The organism is Gardnerella sp. c10Ua_244, from assembly GCF_055818055.1.
On record NZ_JARFVS010000001.1, the window covers coordinates 562556 to 578484 of the forward strand.

The window sequence follows — 15929 nt, forward strand, 5'->3', positions numbered from 1 at the left end:
GGGCATGCTTTTGGGTTCCCGGATTGCCACCCCCCTTTGTTTGGGGTTGCGGTCCTTGACTCACAGGATTTCAGGTTGATGCTTTTTGAGTGTTTGGCTTGGGTTTTGTGGTGTTGTGGTGGTTTGAGAACTGGATAGTGGACGCGAGTAAAATGCGAAACTTTTTGGTTTCGATTTTTTTGCTTTTATCAATTTCAACCGGCTCCTTTTGTTGGAGTCGCTTGATCGTTTTGTGATCGTTTAGTGTGATGATTTTTTGTCTAGAGAATTTTGCTGATGGGTTCTTACTTTAGTGTTTGTCACTGGTAAGGGCGTATGGTGGATGCCTTGGTAGACAGGACCGATGAAGGACGTGACGGGCTGCGATATGCCTCGGGGAGCTGCCGAGTGGGCTTTGATCCGAGGATTTCCGAATGGGGAGACCCGGCCACTGTTATGAGTGGTCACCACAGTTTTGTGGGGGGTACGCAGGGAAGTGAAACATCTCAGTACCTGCAGGAAAGGATACTCCGTGAGTAGTGGCGAGCGAAAGCGGATCAGGCTAAACCGGGTGCGTGTGATAGCCGTCAGGTGTTGCGCATTCGGGGTCGTGGGATGGACTGTTCAGCCTCTGACGGGGTTGAGGAGAGTGATAAAATGTCGTGCTAGGTGAATGGGATTGAATTCCCAGCCGTAGAGGGTGATGGCCCCGTAGCTTGTCGTGCGATGTCTCTTTATGTTTATTCCCAAGTAGCGCGGGACTCGTGGAATCCCGCGTGAATCTGCCCAGACCGTTGGGTAAGCCTAAGTATTCCTGTCTGACCGATAGTGTACTAGTACCGTGAGGGAAAGGTGAAAAGCACCCCGGGAGGGGAGTGAAATAGTTCCTGAAACCGTGCGCTTACAATCCGTCGGAGCCTTCTTTGTGGGGTGACGGCGTGCCTATCGAAAAATGAGTCTGCGAGTCAGTGGTATGTGGCGAGGCTAACCCGGGTGGGGGAGCCGTAGCGAAAGCGAGTTTTAAAAGGCGTTTGAGTCGCATGTCCTGGACCCGAAGCGGGATGATCTAGCCCTGAGCAGGTTGAAGCGCGGGTAAGACCGTGTGGAGGACCGAACCCACCTAGGTTGAAAACTGGGGGGATGACTTGGGGTTAGGGGTGAAAGGCCAATCAAATTCCGTGATAGCTGGTTCTCTCCGAAATGCATTTAGGTGCAGCGTCGTGTTATTGCTTACAGGGGGTAGAGCTACTGGATGCTTGCGGGCCCATACCGGGTACCAATAGCAGCCAAACTCCGAATACCTGTTAGGTTTATCACGGCAGTGAGTCGGCGGGGGATAAGCTCCGTCGTCAAAAGGGAAACAGCCCTGATCGTCGTCTAAGGTCCCGAAGCGCGTGCTAAGTGGGAAAGGATGTGGAGTCGCATAGACAGCCAGGAGGTTGGCTCAGAAGCAGCCATCCTTGAAAGAGTGCGTAACAGCTCACTGGTCTAGTGGTTCCGCGCCGACAATGTAGCGGGGCTTAAGCACGCCACCGAAGACGCGGCTGCATGATTTGTTTCATGCGGGGTAGGAGAGCGTCCTGTATGGGGTGAAGCGGCAGTGTGAACTTGTCGTGGACTTTACAGGAGTGAGAATGCAGACATGAGTAGCGAGAGACGGGTGTGAATCCCGTCCGCTGAATGACTAAGGGTTCCGGGGCCACGTTCGTCGTCCCCGGGTGAGTCGAGTCCTAAGGCGAGGCCGACAGGCGTAGTCGAATGGATGAACGGGTTGATATTCCCGTACCGGTGTTACACCGTTCGAACTGAATCTGAGAGTACTAACCTTCATTTGCTGGTTGATTGCCTTTCGGGGTTGTTGGCTGGTTTGTGTTGGGACTGTATCGGTAGTAGGTTAGCGTGGGAGTGACGCGGGTAGGTAGCCGGCTGCGGAGGTGGTTTTCCGTGGCTAAGCGTGTGGGCTGTCTCCTAGGTAAATCCGGGGGATGTTAAAGCTGAGGCGTGATGGGTAGGCTGTAAGGCTGATTCCGGTGATCCTGCTTGCCAAGAAAAGCTTCAACGTGAGGTGTGATTCCGCTCGTACCCTAAACCGACACTGGTGGTCTGGTAGAGTATACCGAAGCGATCGGGCGAATCCTGGCCAAGGAACTCGGCAAATTACTCCCGTGCCTTCGGCATAAGGGAGACCCCTGATGGTGATATGGTTTTACACTGTTGAGCTGTTGGGGGTGGCACAAGCTAGGGGGTAGCGACTGTTTACCAAAAACACAGGAGCGTGCGAAGGCGTAAGCCGCTGTATACGCTCTGACGCCTGCCCGGTGCCGGAAGGTTAAGAGGATCCGTTAGCTTCGGTGAAGCGGTGAATTTAAGCCCCGGTAAACGGCGGTGGTAACTATAACCATCCTAAGGTAGCGAAATTCCTTGTCGGGTAAGTTCCGACCTGCACGAATGGCGTAACGACTTCCCCACTGTCTCGGCCAGGAGCCCGGCGAAATTGCAGTACGAGTAAAGATGCTCGTTAAGCGCAGAAGGACGAAAAGACCCCGGGACCTTTACTATACCTTGGTATTGTCGTTAGGTGTGGATCGTGTAGCATAGGCGGGAGGCTGTGAAGCGTGGGCGCTAGCTTGCGTGGAGTCGACAGGTGAAATACCGCTCTTTCCATATCTGGCGTCTAACCTCGACACGTTATCCGTGTCAGGGACAGTGCCTGGCGGGTAGTTTAACTGGGGCGGTTGCCTCCTAAAGAGTAACGGAGGCGCTCAATGGTCCGCTCAGCCCGGTTGGCAATCGGGTGTTGAGTGTAATCGCACAAGCGGGCTTGACTGTGAGACTGACGGGTCGAGCAGGGACGAAAGTCGGAGATAGTGATCCGGTGCCGGCGTACGGACGTGGCATCGCTCAACGGATAAAAGGTACCCCGGGGATAACAGGCTGATCATTCCCAAGAGTCCATATCGACGGGATGGTTTGGCACCTCGATGTCGGCTCGTCGCATCCTGGGGCTGGAGCAGGTCCCAAGGGTTCGGCTGTTCGCCGATTAAAGCGGCACGCGAGCTGGGTTCAGAACGTCGTGAGACAGTTTGGTCTCTATCCTCTGCGCTCGTTGGAATGTTGAGGAGACCTGCCCATAGTACGAGAGGACCTGGGTGGACGAACCTCTGGTATGCCGGTCGTCACGCCAGTGGCGCTGCCGGTTAGCTACGTTCGGAAGGGATAACCGCTGAAAGCATCTAAGCGGGAAGCCTGCTCCAAGATAAGCATTCCTTGCACTTTAGTGTGTGAGCCCCCATGTAGAACACGTGGTTGATAGGCTAGATGTGGAAGCCCTGTAAGGGGTGGAGCTGACTAGTACTAACGGGCGATGGTGACATTCTTCCTCACTTTTGTGAGTGGGGAGGGTGAGTTCCTCATGAGTATTATTCTTCTAGCGTTAATGAGTACTGAATGTTTTGCTTAACGATCAGTTGGTAAGAGAGTTTTTATTCGCGTTCATGTCCGGTTCCCAAACCGCCACGTGTTGCCACTCAATGGTTTTGAGTGTATAATCTAGTTTTGCGGTGGTCATGGCTCAGGTGAGACGCCCGGTCCCATTCCGAACCCGGAAGCTAAGGCCTGACACGGCGAGGGTACTGCACTCGATAGGGTGTGGGAGACTAGCACGCTGCCGCATTATTTTTCTAGCGGGGAGTTTTCACTCCCCGCTTTTTTATTTTCGTATACTGTTATTTATTTTCTATTATCTGTAATTCTCCATTCGTGAGAACGTCCTCTCATGAAGGGAGCGATTAATTGAGAGAACAACTCCATTTACGAGAACAACCTCTCGCAAATGGAGGGTTATAGGCCAAAAAGTGTGTAAAGCTAAGCTGATGAGTATTCTGTGGCATAAACTAGTCTCAGCACTGTTAAAAACTCAGTCAAGTATCTTAAGAAAGTAACGGTCATATGTTACTCGCGCAGTACGTAATCTGCGTTAGTAACAGCCTTTGACGATTTATTGTTAAATACTCAGCTAATACATGCTTCGAACGCCGCTTAACATAAGAAATAACCCACATTCGATATACCGCGAGCCCTACTGCTATAAGGGTTATGAGCTTATTTTTTACACACTTTTTGTCCAGGTGGCGAATGTGCAGAAAACAGATTCGATTACCGCAAAACCCTTGTATTGCAAGGTCTAAGACATGATTTCTTACACACTTTTTGGCCTATAACCCGTTTTTTGTAATCCTCCAAACTCTGGACAACGCTCGCGCTATAAGCGCTCACTGCTGAGCTTGCACAGAAAGTCCACTGGACTTTCCGTCTGAGCAAGCTCACGCTCCGAATTGCTTTCGCGCGTGCAATGCTGCGCTCAAGCAGGTTGTCGCGCAAACGCCAGGAAAGTACTGCGTGCGTATTTGGTGCGATATACTAAAAGCATGACTACACAAACTTTTGAAGTACTCGCAAAGTCGCGATTTTCTGTACGTGATTTTCTAAATAAGCCAGTCGATTCTAAAATACTTGAAACTATTTTGCAAACAGCTGCACAATCACCGAGCTGGTCCAATACGCGTGGCTACATGCTCGCTATTGCTCAACGAGAACTAAAGCAACAGCTAATCGACGCATATGTGCAAAAATGCAAAGCAATGTTTCGCACTAAAGACGCTACCCTTAGCGAAGAAGAACGCCTTATAGCCCAGAAAATGAGCCAGCCGGATGGAGATTTTCCTGTAATGGCTCCGTATCCACAATCGCTTAAAGAACGCAGCGCTCGTTTAGGATTGGCGTTGTATAAACATTTAAATATTGATCGCAAAGATTTTCCTGCTCGAAATGCTCACACTTTGCGCAACTTCCAGGCGTTCGGTGCGCCAGTTATGGGATTTGTGCTTGTGCGCCGTGATTTTCTGCCGTTTGCTGCGCTGGATGCTGGAATTATGCTGCAAACGTTACTGTTGGCTGCCAAAGAGCAAGGCGTAGATTCATGCCCGCTTGGCGTTCTTGCTACATGGCGTTCGCCGCTTGACGAAGTATTCGACATTCCGCCGGAGTATGCGCTGATTACTGGTTTTGCGTTAGGGTATGCGTCTGAAGCGCACGTAAATGCTTTCCGCGCGGAGCATCCGCCAATCGAGCTTGCGCAAGAAAAGTAACTTCGAATAAACCAATCTATCTCGCAAAATCCAAAGTACTTTGGAAAATATCAGATAGAAGTGCCGGAAATACCAGGATTGTTTACTCAAGTACGTAGGCTTGACCAGGTTGCAGCAATGGTAAAAGATGCTGCTGCAACGTTAAATGTTAAAGTCAATGGCGTGAAAGTAACTCCGAAACTTAGTGAGCAAGATGAGCTTATGCTTCAGCGCATGCTAGATGCAAAATCTGCAGCTATAAAAACTCAGCAAGAGGCATCTATGCTTATGCGTGAAACGGTTCGCATACTAAGGAATCAGGGCTTGACGGTTCGTGATGTTGCAGAGCTTACGGGGGTTACTCCGCAGCGAATAAGTTCGCTTAAAGCTTAGTGATTTAATCGCAATGTGGTTGAGGTTATAAGCAAATAAATTGTTCAGTAACATATAAACTCTATGCAAAACAAATCATTAACAGATAAATAAGTAAAGGTCAAGCCGTAGGATGTGTGGCTACAACTTGACCTTTGAAAATTGTGATATGTTTTTTATGTTATAAAATCGCAGTCTAATGCTTTTATTTATTCTTGGCAATTCCAAGAGCTTTTGAACTTTCATCCTTGTCAAGGCCTATAAATAAAAGCACGATTATACCAATAATCAGCGGAACATAACCGTATCCAGATCCGTGGATTATGCCGAATATTTCCATAAGCCCATTTGCTATTACAGCTAGTGAGGATACGATAAAATATAGTTGCGCGCACCACGGTTTTTTAATGAGAAACATGGTTGCAAGTCCAAATAATCCAGCGATAATTTGAGGCACTCCCCATAGATAATCATTACGCATTACAATCAGCGCAATTCCGCTAGCAAGAAATACGCCATTGGCTATTGTCCAAAATACGGATGGAATTTGTGCTTTTGTATATTCTGAATTACTCATATTTTTCCTACTATAGCAGCATCATAATTGCTTTTGTTACAACCCAAGCCATCCAATCTGGCATCCCTGCTGATTTGCAGGCATTATAAATTCCGTCTTCAATCTTTCCAGTCCAATGCTCCAAAAATTTTATAAGCTCATTTAATCCTAAATGACTTTTAATGAATTGTTTAACTTGCTTAGGTAGTTTATGATAAATAGTTTTAATTGTTTTAACTACAAGACTAATTTTTCCACGTTCTTGTAATATGTTACGAAGCTCTGCTTGCGTTGGTTCTGCGTTAGATGCTGGAATTTTAATGAGATATCCATTAACTACATACACGCGGTAACCATCTTTTGTTGTGATGTGTTCGCATGTTATGTTTTTTTCAACGGTGCTATCTGTTGGCTCAAGAGCGAGTGCAGTAGAAGAAGGAACAACAATACTGCTAAAAATTAATGAAGCAGATAATACGCATGCTATAGCTAACTTCTTCATAATATGCCTTTCTGTACGAGAAGTAACTGTTTATGCCAAAAATCTTGACAATTTATAAATTAATGGCGTGCTAAAAGGTAAACAATATCTTGTATATGAAAACCTTTACAAATAATTACTATCTAAAACTGTTTAAGATTCATTAATCTTTTAAACTGAATCAGTAAGGCATACTATCTATATAGTTATGTTTATTTTTTAAAGGTATAACTGCATTACATTCCCAATACTTACCAAAGGCTCGAAAATAGAGTGAACCGCCTAAATGCTTTATGGTATCGCGATGAAGCAGAAGTCCTTTTTGAGATACTGAGCGAATTGCATCTTTACTTTTCCCGCCCAAAAATCGAACATTGAACTGTTTTATAACAATTTGTTTTTTACGTATCGAAATTCTGATGTAATAAACTAAAGAAGCATATTTTCGCATGTTCAAATATAGTTCTTCGATTAATTCAATAACTTCACAGATGATTTCATCGCTAATGTCTTCAGGAATATCGTTACTAGATATATTGCATATGGATCTTCCTTTTAATCCACAAGATGTATTGATTGAGTCGTTCATTTGTAGTGTATCTTCAATGTGCTGAATGAACTCGCTTCGAGCATCTTGCTTAGCAGTATTTCCACGTAGAATGTCGATAATATTATGTCCTTCTTCAAAAGCCTGATCTGCCAAATCATTTATTGCCTCAATAGCACTTCGCTGTTTTTTAGAAATAGACTTGTCAAGTAATGCTATTTTACTTTGTAGTGCAATATCTGCAATCTTATTAGTTAATCTATCGTGCATTCGCACAGCCAGATGAAGATTATTAATTGTTTGCTTATCTTTTTCATAAAGAACCATTTTTTGGTGAGAAATGCGCAAAATAATACCAGTGCAAACGCAAAATATATTTATTAAAAGGTAAGCAATAAGATACTTGAAAGACAAAGTTGATAAGTATCGGTATGCAACGTAGTGTAATGCATCTATTACTAAGAATAAAGGTAGTGTAAATTGAATCGGATATAAATACGAAATAAAAACAAATGATATGATGAGCCCGAAAGTTACTGGTGGAAGATTCAGACTAGGAATAGCAAGAATGCTGAGATGCACAAAAATATAGCACATGCTCATAAAATGCGGAAGCAAGCAAAGGAACAGATTTATAACAGCAAGAATCATGTAAACTATAACAAGTTGTATTGTGCTATTGTCGCTATTCGAGTAAATATACGCATCCATTGCGCTCGACAAACATCCCAATAGTAAAAATGTTTTATTGTCAATAAGCTTTTCTCGTAAACGACGCATTAAGAAAATAATCATTGTGTATCATTTCCTAAATATTCATCATGCAGCCATGTAGTAATAAGTTGTGAACGATTCGTCACATTCAGTTTTTTGAACACGCGACGAAGGATAGTTTCCACAGTACAAGTTTCAACAAATAAACGTTTAGCGATTTGCGCATTAGTCATTCCTCTACTGCACAACTTTACAATTTCAGTCTCATGATCCGTTAAAGCAAGGCGTCCATTTTTTGGCTTATTTTGCAAACGTTGAAATGCTGTCGTCGTGTCGTCAAAATGAAGATTGCCTATTATTTGTGGCTTGAATGTGCCATGGGCAATACTGCTAAGCATGGCGCAAATAGTTTCTGGGTGGTTCTTTCCAACAATGCCTTGTGCGCCTGCTGTTGATGCTTTTAAAGCATAATCGTTTATAGGGAATGAAGTTATAGCAATTATTATTGGGAGTGAGTATCTTCTTCGCAATTCGTATAATATTTTAATTCCCGAAACCCCAGACATATACATGTCAATTAGCAGCACGTCTGGGCATTGATTTTGACAAAATTGAATTGCTTGATCGGCGTACGCGGATAACCAGCAAATACTGCAGGACGGAACAACCTGTTCAATATATGTTTTTAGGCCGTGTAGACAAAAACAATCATCATCAACAATGCCAACAGTAATATGCTTTGCTATCATATTGCTCCTTTAGAAAAGCATTATTTAAGTAATAATAGTACTTGAATTTGTATGATGAATATCTTGTCTAGGAAAACCTTTACAAAGCAGATTGTATAAAGGTAGTTACTGGAGCTTACGAGGGTTACTCCGCAGCGAATAAGTTCGCTTAAAGCTTAGTGATTTAATCACAATGTGGTTGGGGGCTATGCGCACGGAAGTCGCTCAGTAGTGTATAAACTCTATGCAAAACAAATCATTCTCTGGTATTACGCAAGCTCCAAGAATCATAAATAAAATCATCATTTAGTCTGATGCAAACTCTTTACGGCGATTATAGGCTATTAAGCAAAAGCTTAAATCTTCAATAAAGTGACAATCATAAAAACGTCAATTGTAGCATTACCAAGCACTTTATTTATTTTGGATCAGTTTGAGAGGCTTGTTTCGACGCATACTATGTGTCTACGAGTTTGGTGAGTAAGGAGATTTGTGTTATGAGTAAGTTTATGAAAGTACTTTTGCTTGCTGCTCTGCCAGTGTGTTTGCTTACTGCATGCTCTGGTAGAGCAGTTGATAATAGTCAACAGCAGGCATCACATGATTCAGTTCCACTTGTTTCAGTCAAAAAACAGCCTTTAACACAAGTTGTGTCGGGTAAAGCAGCAATAGAACAATCGTCTACCTTTGTTATCACTGCTGTAAGTAGAGGGAATTTTTCTCCATCGGTAAAAGCAGGCAGTACTGTAAAAGCTGGAAGTGTTCTAGGCTACAATGCTAGTAACAAAATTATTGCTCCCGTAGACGCTAAAGTTGTGTCAGTAGCTGAATCGTCTGCGGACGTGCCTAAATCTTTCCCGCTATTTACTCTTAAATATGAAGGTTTTTCAATAAGCCTTAACGCAAAAGCTTTACTTCGTTCTGCGGATATTGCAGATGTTAAAGGTCGCTTCCAAGTTGAAGATGGTGTTGGGCCAACCAATTGTTTGCAAATAGTACAAAGCGGTGGAACTTCTACAGATGTTGCAGCTTCGGGTAGTAGCAAGAATGATAATGCTGATTCAACTCAAACAGATGAGTCGAGTGCGCAAAGTACGCCTAGTGTATCGTCAAAAGTTTTAACGTGTTTAATAGATAAAAGCACAGAAGTAGAATCAGGCCAAAATGCGACGCTTGTTTTTAATGGCAAGCATAAACAATCGGTTCTAACTCTGCCTGTTAGTGCAGTTGCTGGAAGAGTCCAAAAAGGATTAGTCTCATACAAGAAAGGCGATAATTGGGAGCGTAAAGAAGTTGGTCTTGGAATCAGTGACGGCGCTAATATTGAAATTACGTCTGGTTTGCATGAGGGTGATGTTGTAGCAGGTGTTTCTCCTGATCTCATTCCAGGAGTGCAATGATTATGGAGAACAATCCTGTTCCACTGGTTGAACTACAAGACGTGTCAGCGCGTGTAAAACTAGGCAATGGCGAATGGCTTACCACTGTCAACTCTGCTTCTATGTTACTTAATCAAGGTGAAACATACGCGGTAGTTGGCAGGTCTGGCTCCGGCAAAACAAGTCTTATTTCTATTATTGGATTTTTGAATAAAAATTTTACTGGAAAATACTATTATTCTGGCAAATCAATCCAAAAGTGTAGTGATGCTACAGTATCGCATATGCGCGCTCGAAATATTGGTTTTGTTTTTCAAAACTATTCGCTTATTAAGCATTTAAGCATTAGAGAAAATGTTGAGTTGCCGCTTTTATACGCAGGACTACAACAAAGCAAGCAGACAAGAAGAAAAACGATAGAAGAAGCATTATGTGCTGTTGGATTGCAAGATAAACTAAATGAATACCCTGGAAGGCTATCAGGCGGTGAACAGCAGAGAGTTGCGATAGCGCGTGCTCTCGTTACTAATCCCGAATTACTTATTTGCGATGAGCCAACTGGTGCGCTCGATAGTAGTACGGGAGAAAAAGTGCTTCAAGTGTTGCATGATCGTGTTCAAGAATCTGGAACAACATTACTATTAGTCACTCATGATATGAAAGTGGCTCGTTCTTGCTCTCACATTTTTACTATGGAAGGCGGTGTTCTTTATGATCATGCTGCTTAAAGATTTGCGCCTGTCTCCTATGAGATCCTTCCTCACAGGTTTTTCAATGTTTATAGGCATCATTGCCGTTATTGCGTCAGTGCTTATTGGCACGGTTGGTAAGGACTATCTTATTGCAACTAACGAACAGCTAAACGGTCGTAGACCAACATACGAGATTACTTTTTCAGCACAAAATTTTGACGAATATTCAGTATTTAACAAATTCTTAAATCGCATTGAATCCGCAAACCGTAACGCTAATGTTATGCTACAACCAAACACTGGACTACTGTTTAGCGCTTCTATGCCAGCCTCGAAGAGTGTAAAAATAAGCAAAGAATATAAGACTGGCAATCTTCAATATGTTGACGCTGTTTACACTACGGCAGGATACAACAAAGTTTATAACTTACCCATTGTAAGTGGAAGATGGTTTAGTAATAGCGCTAAAAGCAACGCATTAGAAATGGTAGTAAACCAATCTGCTAGCAAAAGATACAAGATTGGTGAAGTAGCATTTATTACTTCTCGTAAAACAACACAAATGAGTCCTATAAGGATTGTTGGAGTTGTGAACGATGGCGTAGACTCAGCAAAAGTATACGTGAATATTCTAGGATTATTACGTTACGCTCCAACTCTTTGGGAATATTCTGGAAAAGAAGCTCAAGGCTCAATCTACTGGTTGAATAAAGAAAATCGTCCTCAAAAATCAATTAAATCTTATGTTTCAGATGCTCTTTACGACTGTTGTGGTGGACAAGTAAACGAAATTAGAAGACATGATAATAGTGATGATTACGAGAATGTGATAATAGTATTGCAATTAAGTTTTGCTATCGTAGCAGCATTATTGCTTTTTGTTTCCGCGCTAGGTTTAATCAATATTGGTTTAGCATCGTTGGAGCAGCGCACGCATGAACTGCTTATACGCAGAGCTTTGGGTGCTACTAAATGGTCGATTGCTTCACTCGTGTTAGGCAGTGCGATTATTTTAGCACTAATAGTTTCGATTGCTGCTGTTGCTGTTTCTTTTGGTCTTGTGTCTATAGCATCAAGTTTTTGGGATGCAGCAAGCCCAGTTAGTCCGCCAGTTTACCCATATGAAGCTGCTATTGGAGCTGTTATTGCGGCTTTTATCACAGCACTTGCTGGAAGTGTGGTGCCGGCAATAAAAGCATCGCGTTTACAGCCAGCATTAGCATTGCGTTAATTTTCAAAAAATAAGAAAGAAGGAATAATGAATAATCATACTATTGGTAAAGCAACTCTTATTGTTGGTGTGCTTAGTGCGCTTCTTATGCTTAATGCGTGTGGAGGAATAGGCAACAATAATGCGAGTGGTGTGGATGGTGCGCGATCGCAAAATAGTTCGTCTAGAGAGATTGTTGATTTTGCTCATATAGAGAAGGAGTATCAGGAATCTGTGGCAAAGCTTAGTTGGCCTGAAAAATATAAAGCTCCTGCAAACTTGGTTGGAGAAGAAAAAGACAGCCAGTTCCAGAGTGGATATGGTGATACGCAAGCATCTAATTATTATCAGTGTGCTTGGGAACGGCAATGGTTAGACACGTATGCTAGTGATGAGCAAGCGGCAAGTAAAGCTTTGCATGAGCTCGAAAAAGTGCCTAGCATGCCGTTTATGGGTCCAGACCGTTGTGATGATGCAACGCGAAACTTTTTCAAAGAGCATATGCGTAAAGCAAAACTAGGAGATCCGTCAGGATTCCAACAGGATGTGCAAACTAATTGTCCTGTGATGTAATTGCATTTGCATAGCTTTATTGTGCTTTTGCACTAAATGGCTTGTTATATGCTTCTTTTTACCCATGTTGATGGTGTCCAATAATCTTTGGTAAGCATTGATGGGTATGTTTGTTTACGAGCTTGAATAATCCATAAGGCTATACCTGTTGAAACAAGTATTACACCAGCTGCAATCATTATGAATAATGATGAATTTAGATTTCCCCATGCTAGTACGCTTGCATATCCCACGATAATTCCGCATTGCTCCATAATGGAAGTAAAAGTAGTAGTCGCGCCGAGAATGCGTGTTGGTATGCCGTCGAGAAGAGCTGTTTGCCCATAGACGATAGTTGCGTCAAAAATAATACCTGCAATGAAAGCAGAGCAAAGAAAAAGAGCAATCCAATTATTAAGTGCGAAAATAAGTAAAGGAATAGAAAGGAATCCAGGTAATAAAATAGAGTATAAAATCTCATAATGTAGCACAATGTATTTGCATAATACTGAACCTACAATCATGCCAATGTTAAATATGCTGACTATTGAACCCCACGTGGATGCCGAATGAAAAAGTGTAAGACAATGGTGTGCTCCCATTAGTCTGAATGCAGCAAGCCATGAGCCTGATTGTAATGCTGATACTACTCCTAAGACTATTAACCATGGTGTAGATTTCATATAGTGTAGAGAAGCTGCAAAACCAGCAGTTTTATTGCTTCCTGTCTTCGTATTGTTTGTGCTATTTTGTGATTGCTGGTTTAGATTAACTAACAGTAGAGGTAGCGCCGCTAGTATCATCACAATAGCAATGCTCGTAAAGAAAATGAGAGGATTGCATATATCAACAAATATGCCAGTAATCGCAGGTGCAGCAAGCCTGCTGAGATTAATCCACATGCGCATGCTTGCTAAAAATTTGGTTTTTTCGCCAGTCGGTACGCTATAAGCCATCAATACTTTTTGATTAGGTGAAGAAAATGCAGTAAAGAACCCGAATATTATGCCGAGTAGCGTAACCATAATAGCAATAAGGTTATGCTGTGCTACTAAAGCGAAACCATATCCAGTGCACAGCAAGGCAAAGCAGAACGTTAGAGCTATAAACAATCTAGTTGGTGGATATTTATCTGCGATAATGCCGCCAAGTGGTGCTGCTATGCAGGTCATAAGTGCTACGGACACTGCGTTAAGTGCTGCGTGAGATAAGTCAACATGCATTAAAAGATATAGACTCACGCCAAATCTACAGCTTGTTAAAAGAAAAGCATTAAGCGATAAAACGGCAATAATAAGAGTTGTGCGAATCCGTGCCGCAGCGTTCATTTCCTTCTCTTTTTCTTTCATGTTATGAATATCTTTCATATTCTGAATGATATATGCCTATTGATATACACCTTTTTCTGGACTGCGAGTGAAATTAGTGTTTTATTGCTGTTTATAGGCAGGGGCTGCGGCTACTGGCGATAGTAGGAGAGGAAGTTAGAGAGTTTGCCCATTGCGTCACGAAGTGTTTGCAAGCGTAGCAAGTAGATAACATGTAATTATTTTAAGGGATTGACGTTTGTTTAACAATGTAGTAAATTGATTTACAAGAGTTTAACATTACGGTTCAAAGGAGACTGAAATGAACTCTCGAGCGATGAAGTTTAGCGCATTTATGCGTAGGTTTTTATTTTTTATAGTTTCATTTTTTATTAGTTTAATGTTACTTTTTAATTCACCTACTTCTGCTTTTGCGAACACTGCTCATAGTGTGCGACCATTGGAAGAAGGTGATGTTATTTATCAAGTCTTAGTTGATAGATTTGCGGATGGTGATTCATCCAACAATGATTTTGGTCATGGTGAATATAACCCTAATGATTTAGGTTTTTATCATGGTGGCGACTGGAAAGGTCTAACTAATCATTTGGACTATATAGCAGGGTTGGGTGTTACTGCAATTTGGATTTCTCCTGTGTCTGAACAAGAACCGTTGTCAAAAGACGGTAAAGAAGCAAGCTATCATGGTTATTTCACTAAAGATTTTGCAACACCAAATAAACATTTTGGTAGTAGAGCTGATTTGCAAAGGCTTATTAATGAAGCTCATAATCGTGGATTAAAGATGATTCTCGATGTTGTGCCAAATCACACGTCAGACTATCTTGATGCTTATGCTCGTAAATATAATGGGGCATATCATCCAGAAGGGTTTTTGAATAATCCAGCATTTTATCATCATTTTGGTGATTGTAAATTCGATAATACTGAATCGCAGTCTGATATAGAGCAATGTGATCTTGGTGGTTTAGATGATCTTGATCAGTCTAATCCGCAAGTCTCTAAATATCTTATTAAGACATATAAAGATTGGATTGATATGGGCTTTGATGGAATGAGAGTAGATGCTGCTCGTTCTATCCCGAAACCTTGGTTAAAGAAATTTGAGAAAGAAGTTGGGGTTCCATCATTTGGAGAAATATTTGTTGGCGATGTTGATTATGTTGCTGATTACCAAAACTACGAATGGGGTGCATTAGATTTTCCTTATTTCTTCACTGTGCGTAGAACTTTTTCAGCAGACACGGATATGCGTGACTTAGGGAAGCTATTTTCGCAGGATACGAAATATAGGAATCCAAACCAATTAGAGACATTTATTGATAATCATGACAGAGCAAGGTTTTTGACTTGGGCAAATGATGATTATCAACGTTTACGTTCTGCCTTGTCGTTTATGATGACTACCCGTGGTTTGCCAATTATTTATTATGGCACTGAACAGGCTGATGACGGTAATGGCAATGGTTCAGAAGTCCCTATTGCAAATAAGGATAATCGTAAAGATATGAAATCGTTTAACACTAAATCTCCGTTATACCAGCATATTAAACGATTAACAGAGATTCGTCGTAAGCACACTTCATTGAGGACAGGTCGTCAACTTGAGATGTGGTCTGCCAAAGATGTGTATGCTTTCTCTCGTATGGCCAAGGATAATAGCGATGAGGTTATTACAGTTGCTCATAATACTTGGGGTGAAAAGATGGTTACTATACCTCTTAGAGCAGAAAGTCATATCTCTGTAGGAACTGTTTTGACAGATATGATGAATACGAATCGTAAGGCAACTGTTGTGCCAGGAGGAGTAACCGGTAAACAGATTAAGGTGCTATTATCTTCGCATGATGTCGCTATTTTTGCCGCAGAGACGTCTACTTCTGAGTATCACCCAGTTCGTCGGAATCTTACGAAGATTATGGTTCATGCGAATGTTCCTTTAGGTCATTCGCTAACTGTAAGAGGAGATACTTATCCACTTTCTTGGAATTATGGTCGTGCATGTCATTATTTGGGTAACGACATATGGGAATTTGAAATGGAAAGAATACCTAAAGGTAAAAAGTTCCAATTTAAGGCATTGCTTGATGACAAACAGTGGGTGTCTAAAGATAATGTCTTCGGAGTTGGAGGGGAGGAGGTAGAAACAAGCGTGCATTTTTGATTTGGTGTCTGTGTGAACATGACATGTAGATTTATATGAGCCAGTGTTTGTGGCAATTAAAAAACTGTTTGCTTGTTATGTAGTCATACAACAAAGAATAC

At 42.2% G+C, this 15929-nt stretch carries 11 protein-coding genes, 2 rRNA genes and 1 pseudogene; 9 read left to right on the plus strand and 5 right to left on the minus strand.

The features are described from left to right. Positions 1-295 precede the first annotated feature (295 nt). The 4 genes from P0108_RS02455 (at position 296) to P0108_RS02470 (ending at position 5498) form a co-directional block, all read left to right on the plus strand. Positions 296-3356, plus strand: a 23S ribosomal RNA gene (locus P0108_RS02455). 179 nt (positions 3357-3535) lie between these two features. Then, positions 3536-3652, plus strand: a 5S ribosomal RNA gene (gene rrf / locus P0108_RS02460). A 754-nt stretch (positions 3653-4406) separates the two neighbouring features. Continuing rightward, the gene (locus P0108_RS02465) at positions 4407-5126 is read left to right on the plus strand and encodes a nitroreductase family protein (RefSeq protein ID WP_064621613.1); all 720 of its coding nucleotides are present in this window, start codon (positions 4407-4409) and stop codon (positions 5124-5126) included. 6 nt (positions 5127-5132) lie between these two features. Next, the gene (locus tag P0108_RS02470; RefSeq protein ID WP_064621606.1) at positions 5133-5498 is read left to right on the plus strand and encodes a hypothetical protein; all 366 of its coding nucleotides are present in this window, start codon (positions 5133-5135) and stop codon (positions 5496-5498) included. Between the two features lie 184 nt (positions 5499-5682). Here P0108_RS02470 and P0108_RS02475 read toward each other — a convergent pair whose 3' ends face one another. The 4 genes from P0108_RS02475 to P0108_RS02490 form a co-directional block, all read right to left on the minus strand. Continuing rightward, positions 5683-6054: a hypothetical protein gene (locus P0108_RS02475; RefSeq protein WP_116712672.1), complete on the minus strand. Its 372-nt coding sequence runs from the start codon at positions 6052-6054 to the stop codon at positions 5683-5685. 10 nt (positions 6055-6064) lie between these two features. After that, complete coding sequence (locus tag P0108_RS02480; RefSeq protein WP_119522943.1) at positions 6065-6535, minus strand: hypothetical protein; 471 nt, start codon at positions 6533-6535, stop codon at positions 6065-6067. A gap of 160 nt (positions 6536-6695) precedes the next feature. Next, positions 6696-7856: a histidine kinase gene (locus tag P0108_RS02485; RefSeq protein ID WP_119522944.1), complete on the minus strand. Its 1161-nt coding sequence runs from the start codon at positions 7854-7856 to the stop codon at positions 6696-6698. Then, positions 7853-8524 (minus strand): response regulator transcription factor, encoded by a 672-nt coding sequence (locus P0108_RS02490; protein WP_119504703.1) that lies wholly within the window; start codon positions 8522-8524, stop codon positions 7853-7855. Before P0108_RS02490 ends, P0108_RS02485 begins: the two co-directional genes overlap by 4 nt. A gap of 476 nt (positions 8525-9000) precedes the next feature. On the opposite strand from P0108_RS02490, the gene P0108_RS02495 reads away from it, so the two are divergent. The 4 genes from P0108_RS02495 to P0108_RS02510 are packed head-to-tail and all read left to right on the plus strand — an operon-like array spanning position 9001 to position 12357. Next, a complete protein-coding gene (locus P0108_RS02495; RefSeq protein WP_119522946.1) occupies positions 9001-9903 on the plus strand; it encodes an efflux RND transporter periplasmic adaptor subunit in 903 nt (300 codons plus the stop codon). Further along, positions 9900-10610, plus strand: a complete 711-nt coding sequence (locus tag P0108_RS02500; protein ID WP_102703485.1) for an ABC transporter ATP-binding protein — start codon at positions 9900-9902, stop codon at positions 10608-10610. The genes P0108_RS02495 and P0108_RS02500 overlap by 4 nt, the downstream gene beginning before the upstream one ends. Then, positions 10594-11805 carry an ABC transporter permease gene (locus tag P0108_RS02505; protein WP_119522947.1) on the plus strand — a complete coding sequence of 404 codons (1212 nt, stop codon included), beginning with the start codon at positions 10594-10596 and terminating at the stop codon, positions 11803-11805. The genes P0108_RS02500 and P0108_RS02505 overlap by 17 nt, the downstream gene beginning before the upstream one ends. Before the next feature lie 27 nt (positions 11806-11832). Next, the gene (locus tag P0108_RS02510) at positions 11833-12357 is read left to right on the plus strand and encodes a hypothetical protein (RefSeq protein ID WP_119522948.1); all 525 of its coding nucleotides are present in this window, start codon (positions 11833-11835) and stop codon (positions 12355-12357) included. 44 nt (positions 12358-12401) lie between these two features. Here the strand turns inward: P0108_RS02510 and P0108_RS02515 are convergent, their stop codons facing one another. Continuing rightward, positions 12402-13664 carry an MFS transporter gene (locus P0108_RS02515; protein WP_064621614.1) on the minus strand — a complete coding sequence of 421 codons (1263 nt, stop codon included), beginning with the start codon at positions 13662-13664 and terminating at the stop codon, positions 12402-12404. 379 nt (positions 13665-14043) lie between these two features. Between P0108_RS02515 and P0108_RS02520 the strand changes: the two are divergent. Next, a pseudogene (locus tag P0108_RS02520) lies at positions 14044-15162 on the plus strand (alpha-amylase family glycosyl hydrolase); the annotation flags it as partial. Between the last annotated feature and the right edge of the window lie 767 nt (positions 15163-15929).

Coding starts and splice junctions, on each gene's coding strand:
- P0108_RS02465 (WP_064621613.1), top strand. CDS start 4,407: ATGACTACACAAACTTTTGAAGTACTCGCAAAGTCGCGATTTTCTGTA.
- P0108_RS02475 (WP_116712672.1), bottom strand. CDS start 6,054: ATGAGTAATTCAGAATATACAAAAGCACAAATTCCATCCGTATTTTGG.
- P0108_RS02480 (WP_119522943.1), bottom strand. CDS start 6,535: ATGAAGAAGTTAGCTATAGCATGCGTATTATCTGCTTCATTAATTTTT.
- P0108_RS02485 (WP_119522944.1), bottom strand. CDS start 7,856: ATGATTATTTTCTTAATGCGTCGTTTACGAGAAAAGCTTATTGACAAT.
- P0108_RS02490 (WP_119504703.1), bottom strand. CDS start 8,524: ATGATAGCAAAGCATATTACTGTTGGCATTGTTGATGATGATTGTTTT.
- P0108_RS02495 (WP_119522946.1), top strand. CDS start 9,001: ATGAGTAAGTTTATGAAAGTACTTTTGCTTGCTGCTCTGCCAGTGTGT.
- P0108_RS02500 (WP_102703485.1), top strand. CDS start 9,900: ATGATTATGGAGAACAATCCTGTTCCACTGGTTGAACTACAAGACGTG.
- P0108_RS02505 (WP_119522947.1), top strand. CDS start 10,594: ATGATCATGCTGCTTAAAGATTTGCGCCTGTCTCCTATGAGATCCTTC.
- P0108_RS02510 (WP_119522948.1), top strand. CDS start 11,833: ATGAATAATCATACTATTGGTAAAGCAACTCTTATTGTTGGTGTGCTT.
- P0108_RS02515 (WP_064621614.1), bottom strand. CDS start 13,664: ATGAACGCTGCGGCACGGATTCGCACAACTCTTATTATTGCCGTTTTA.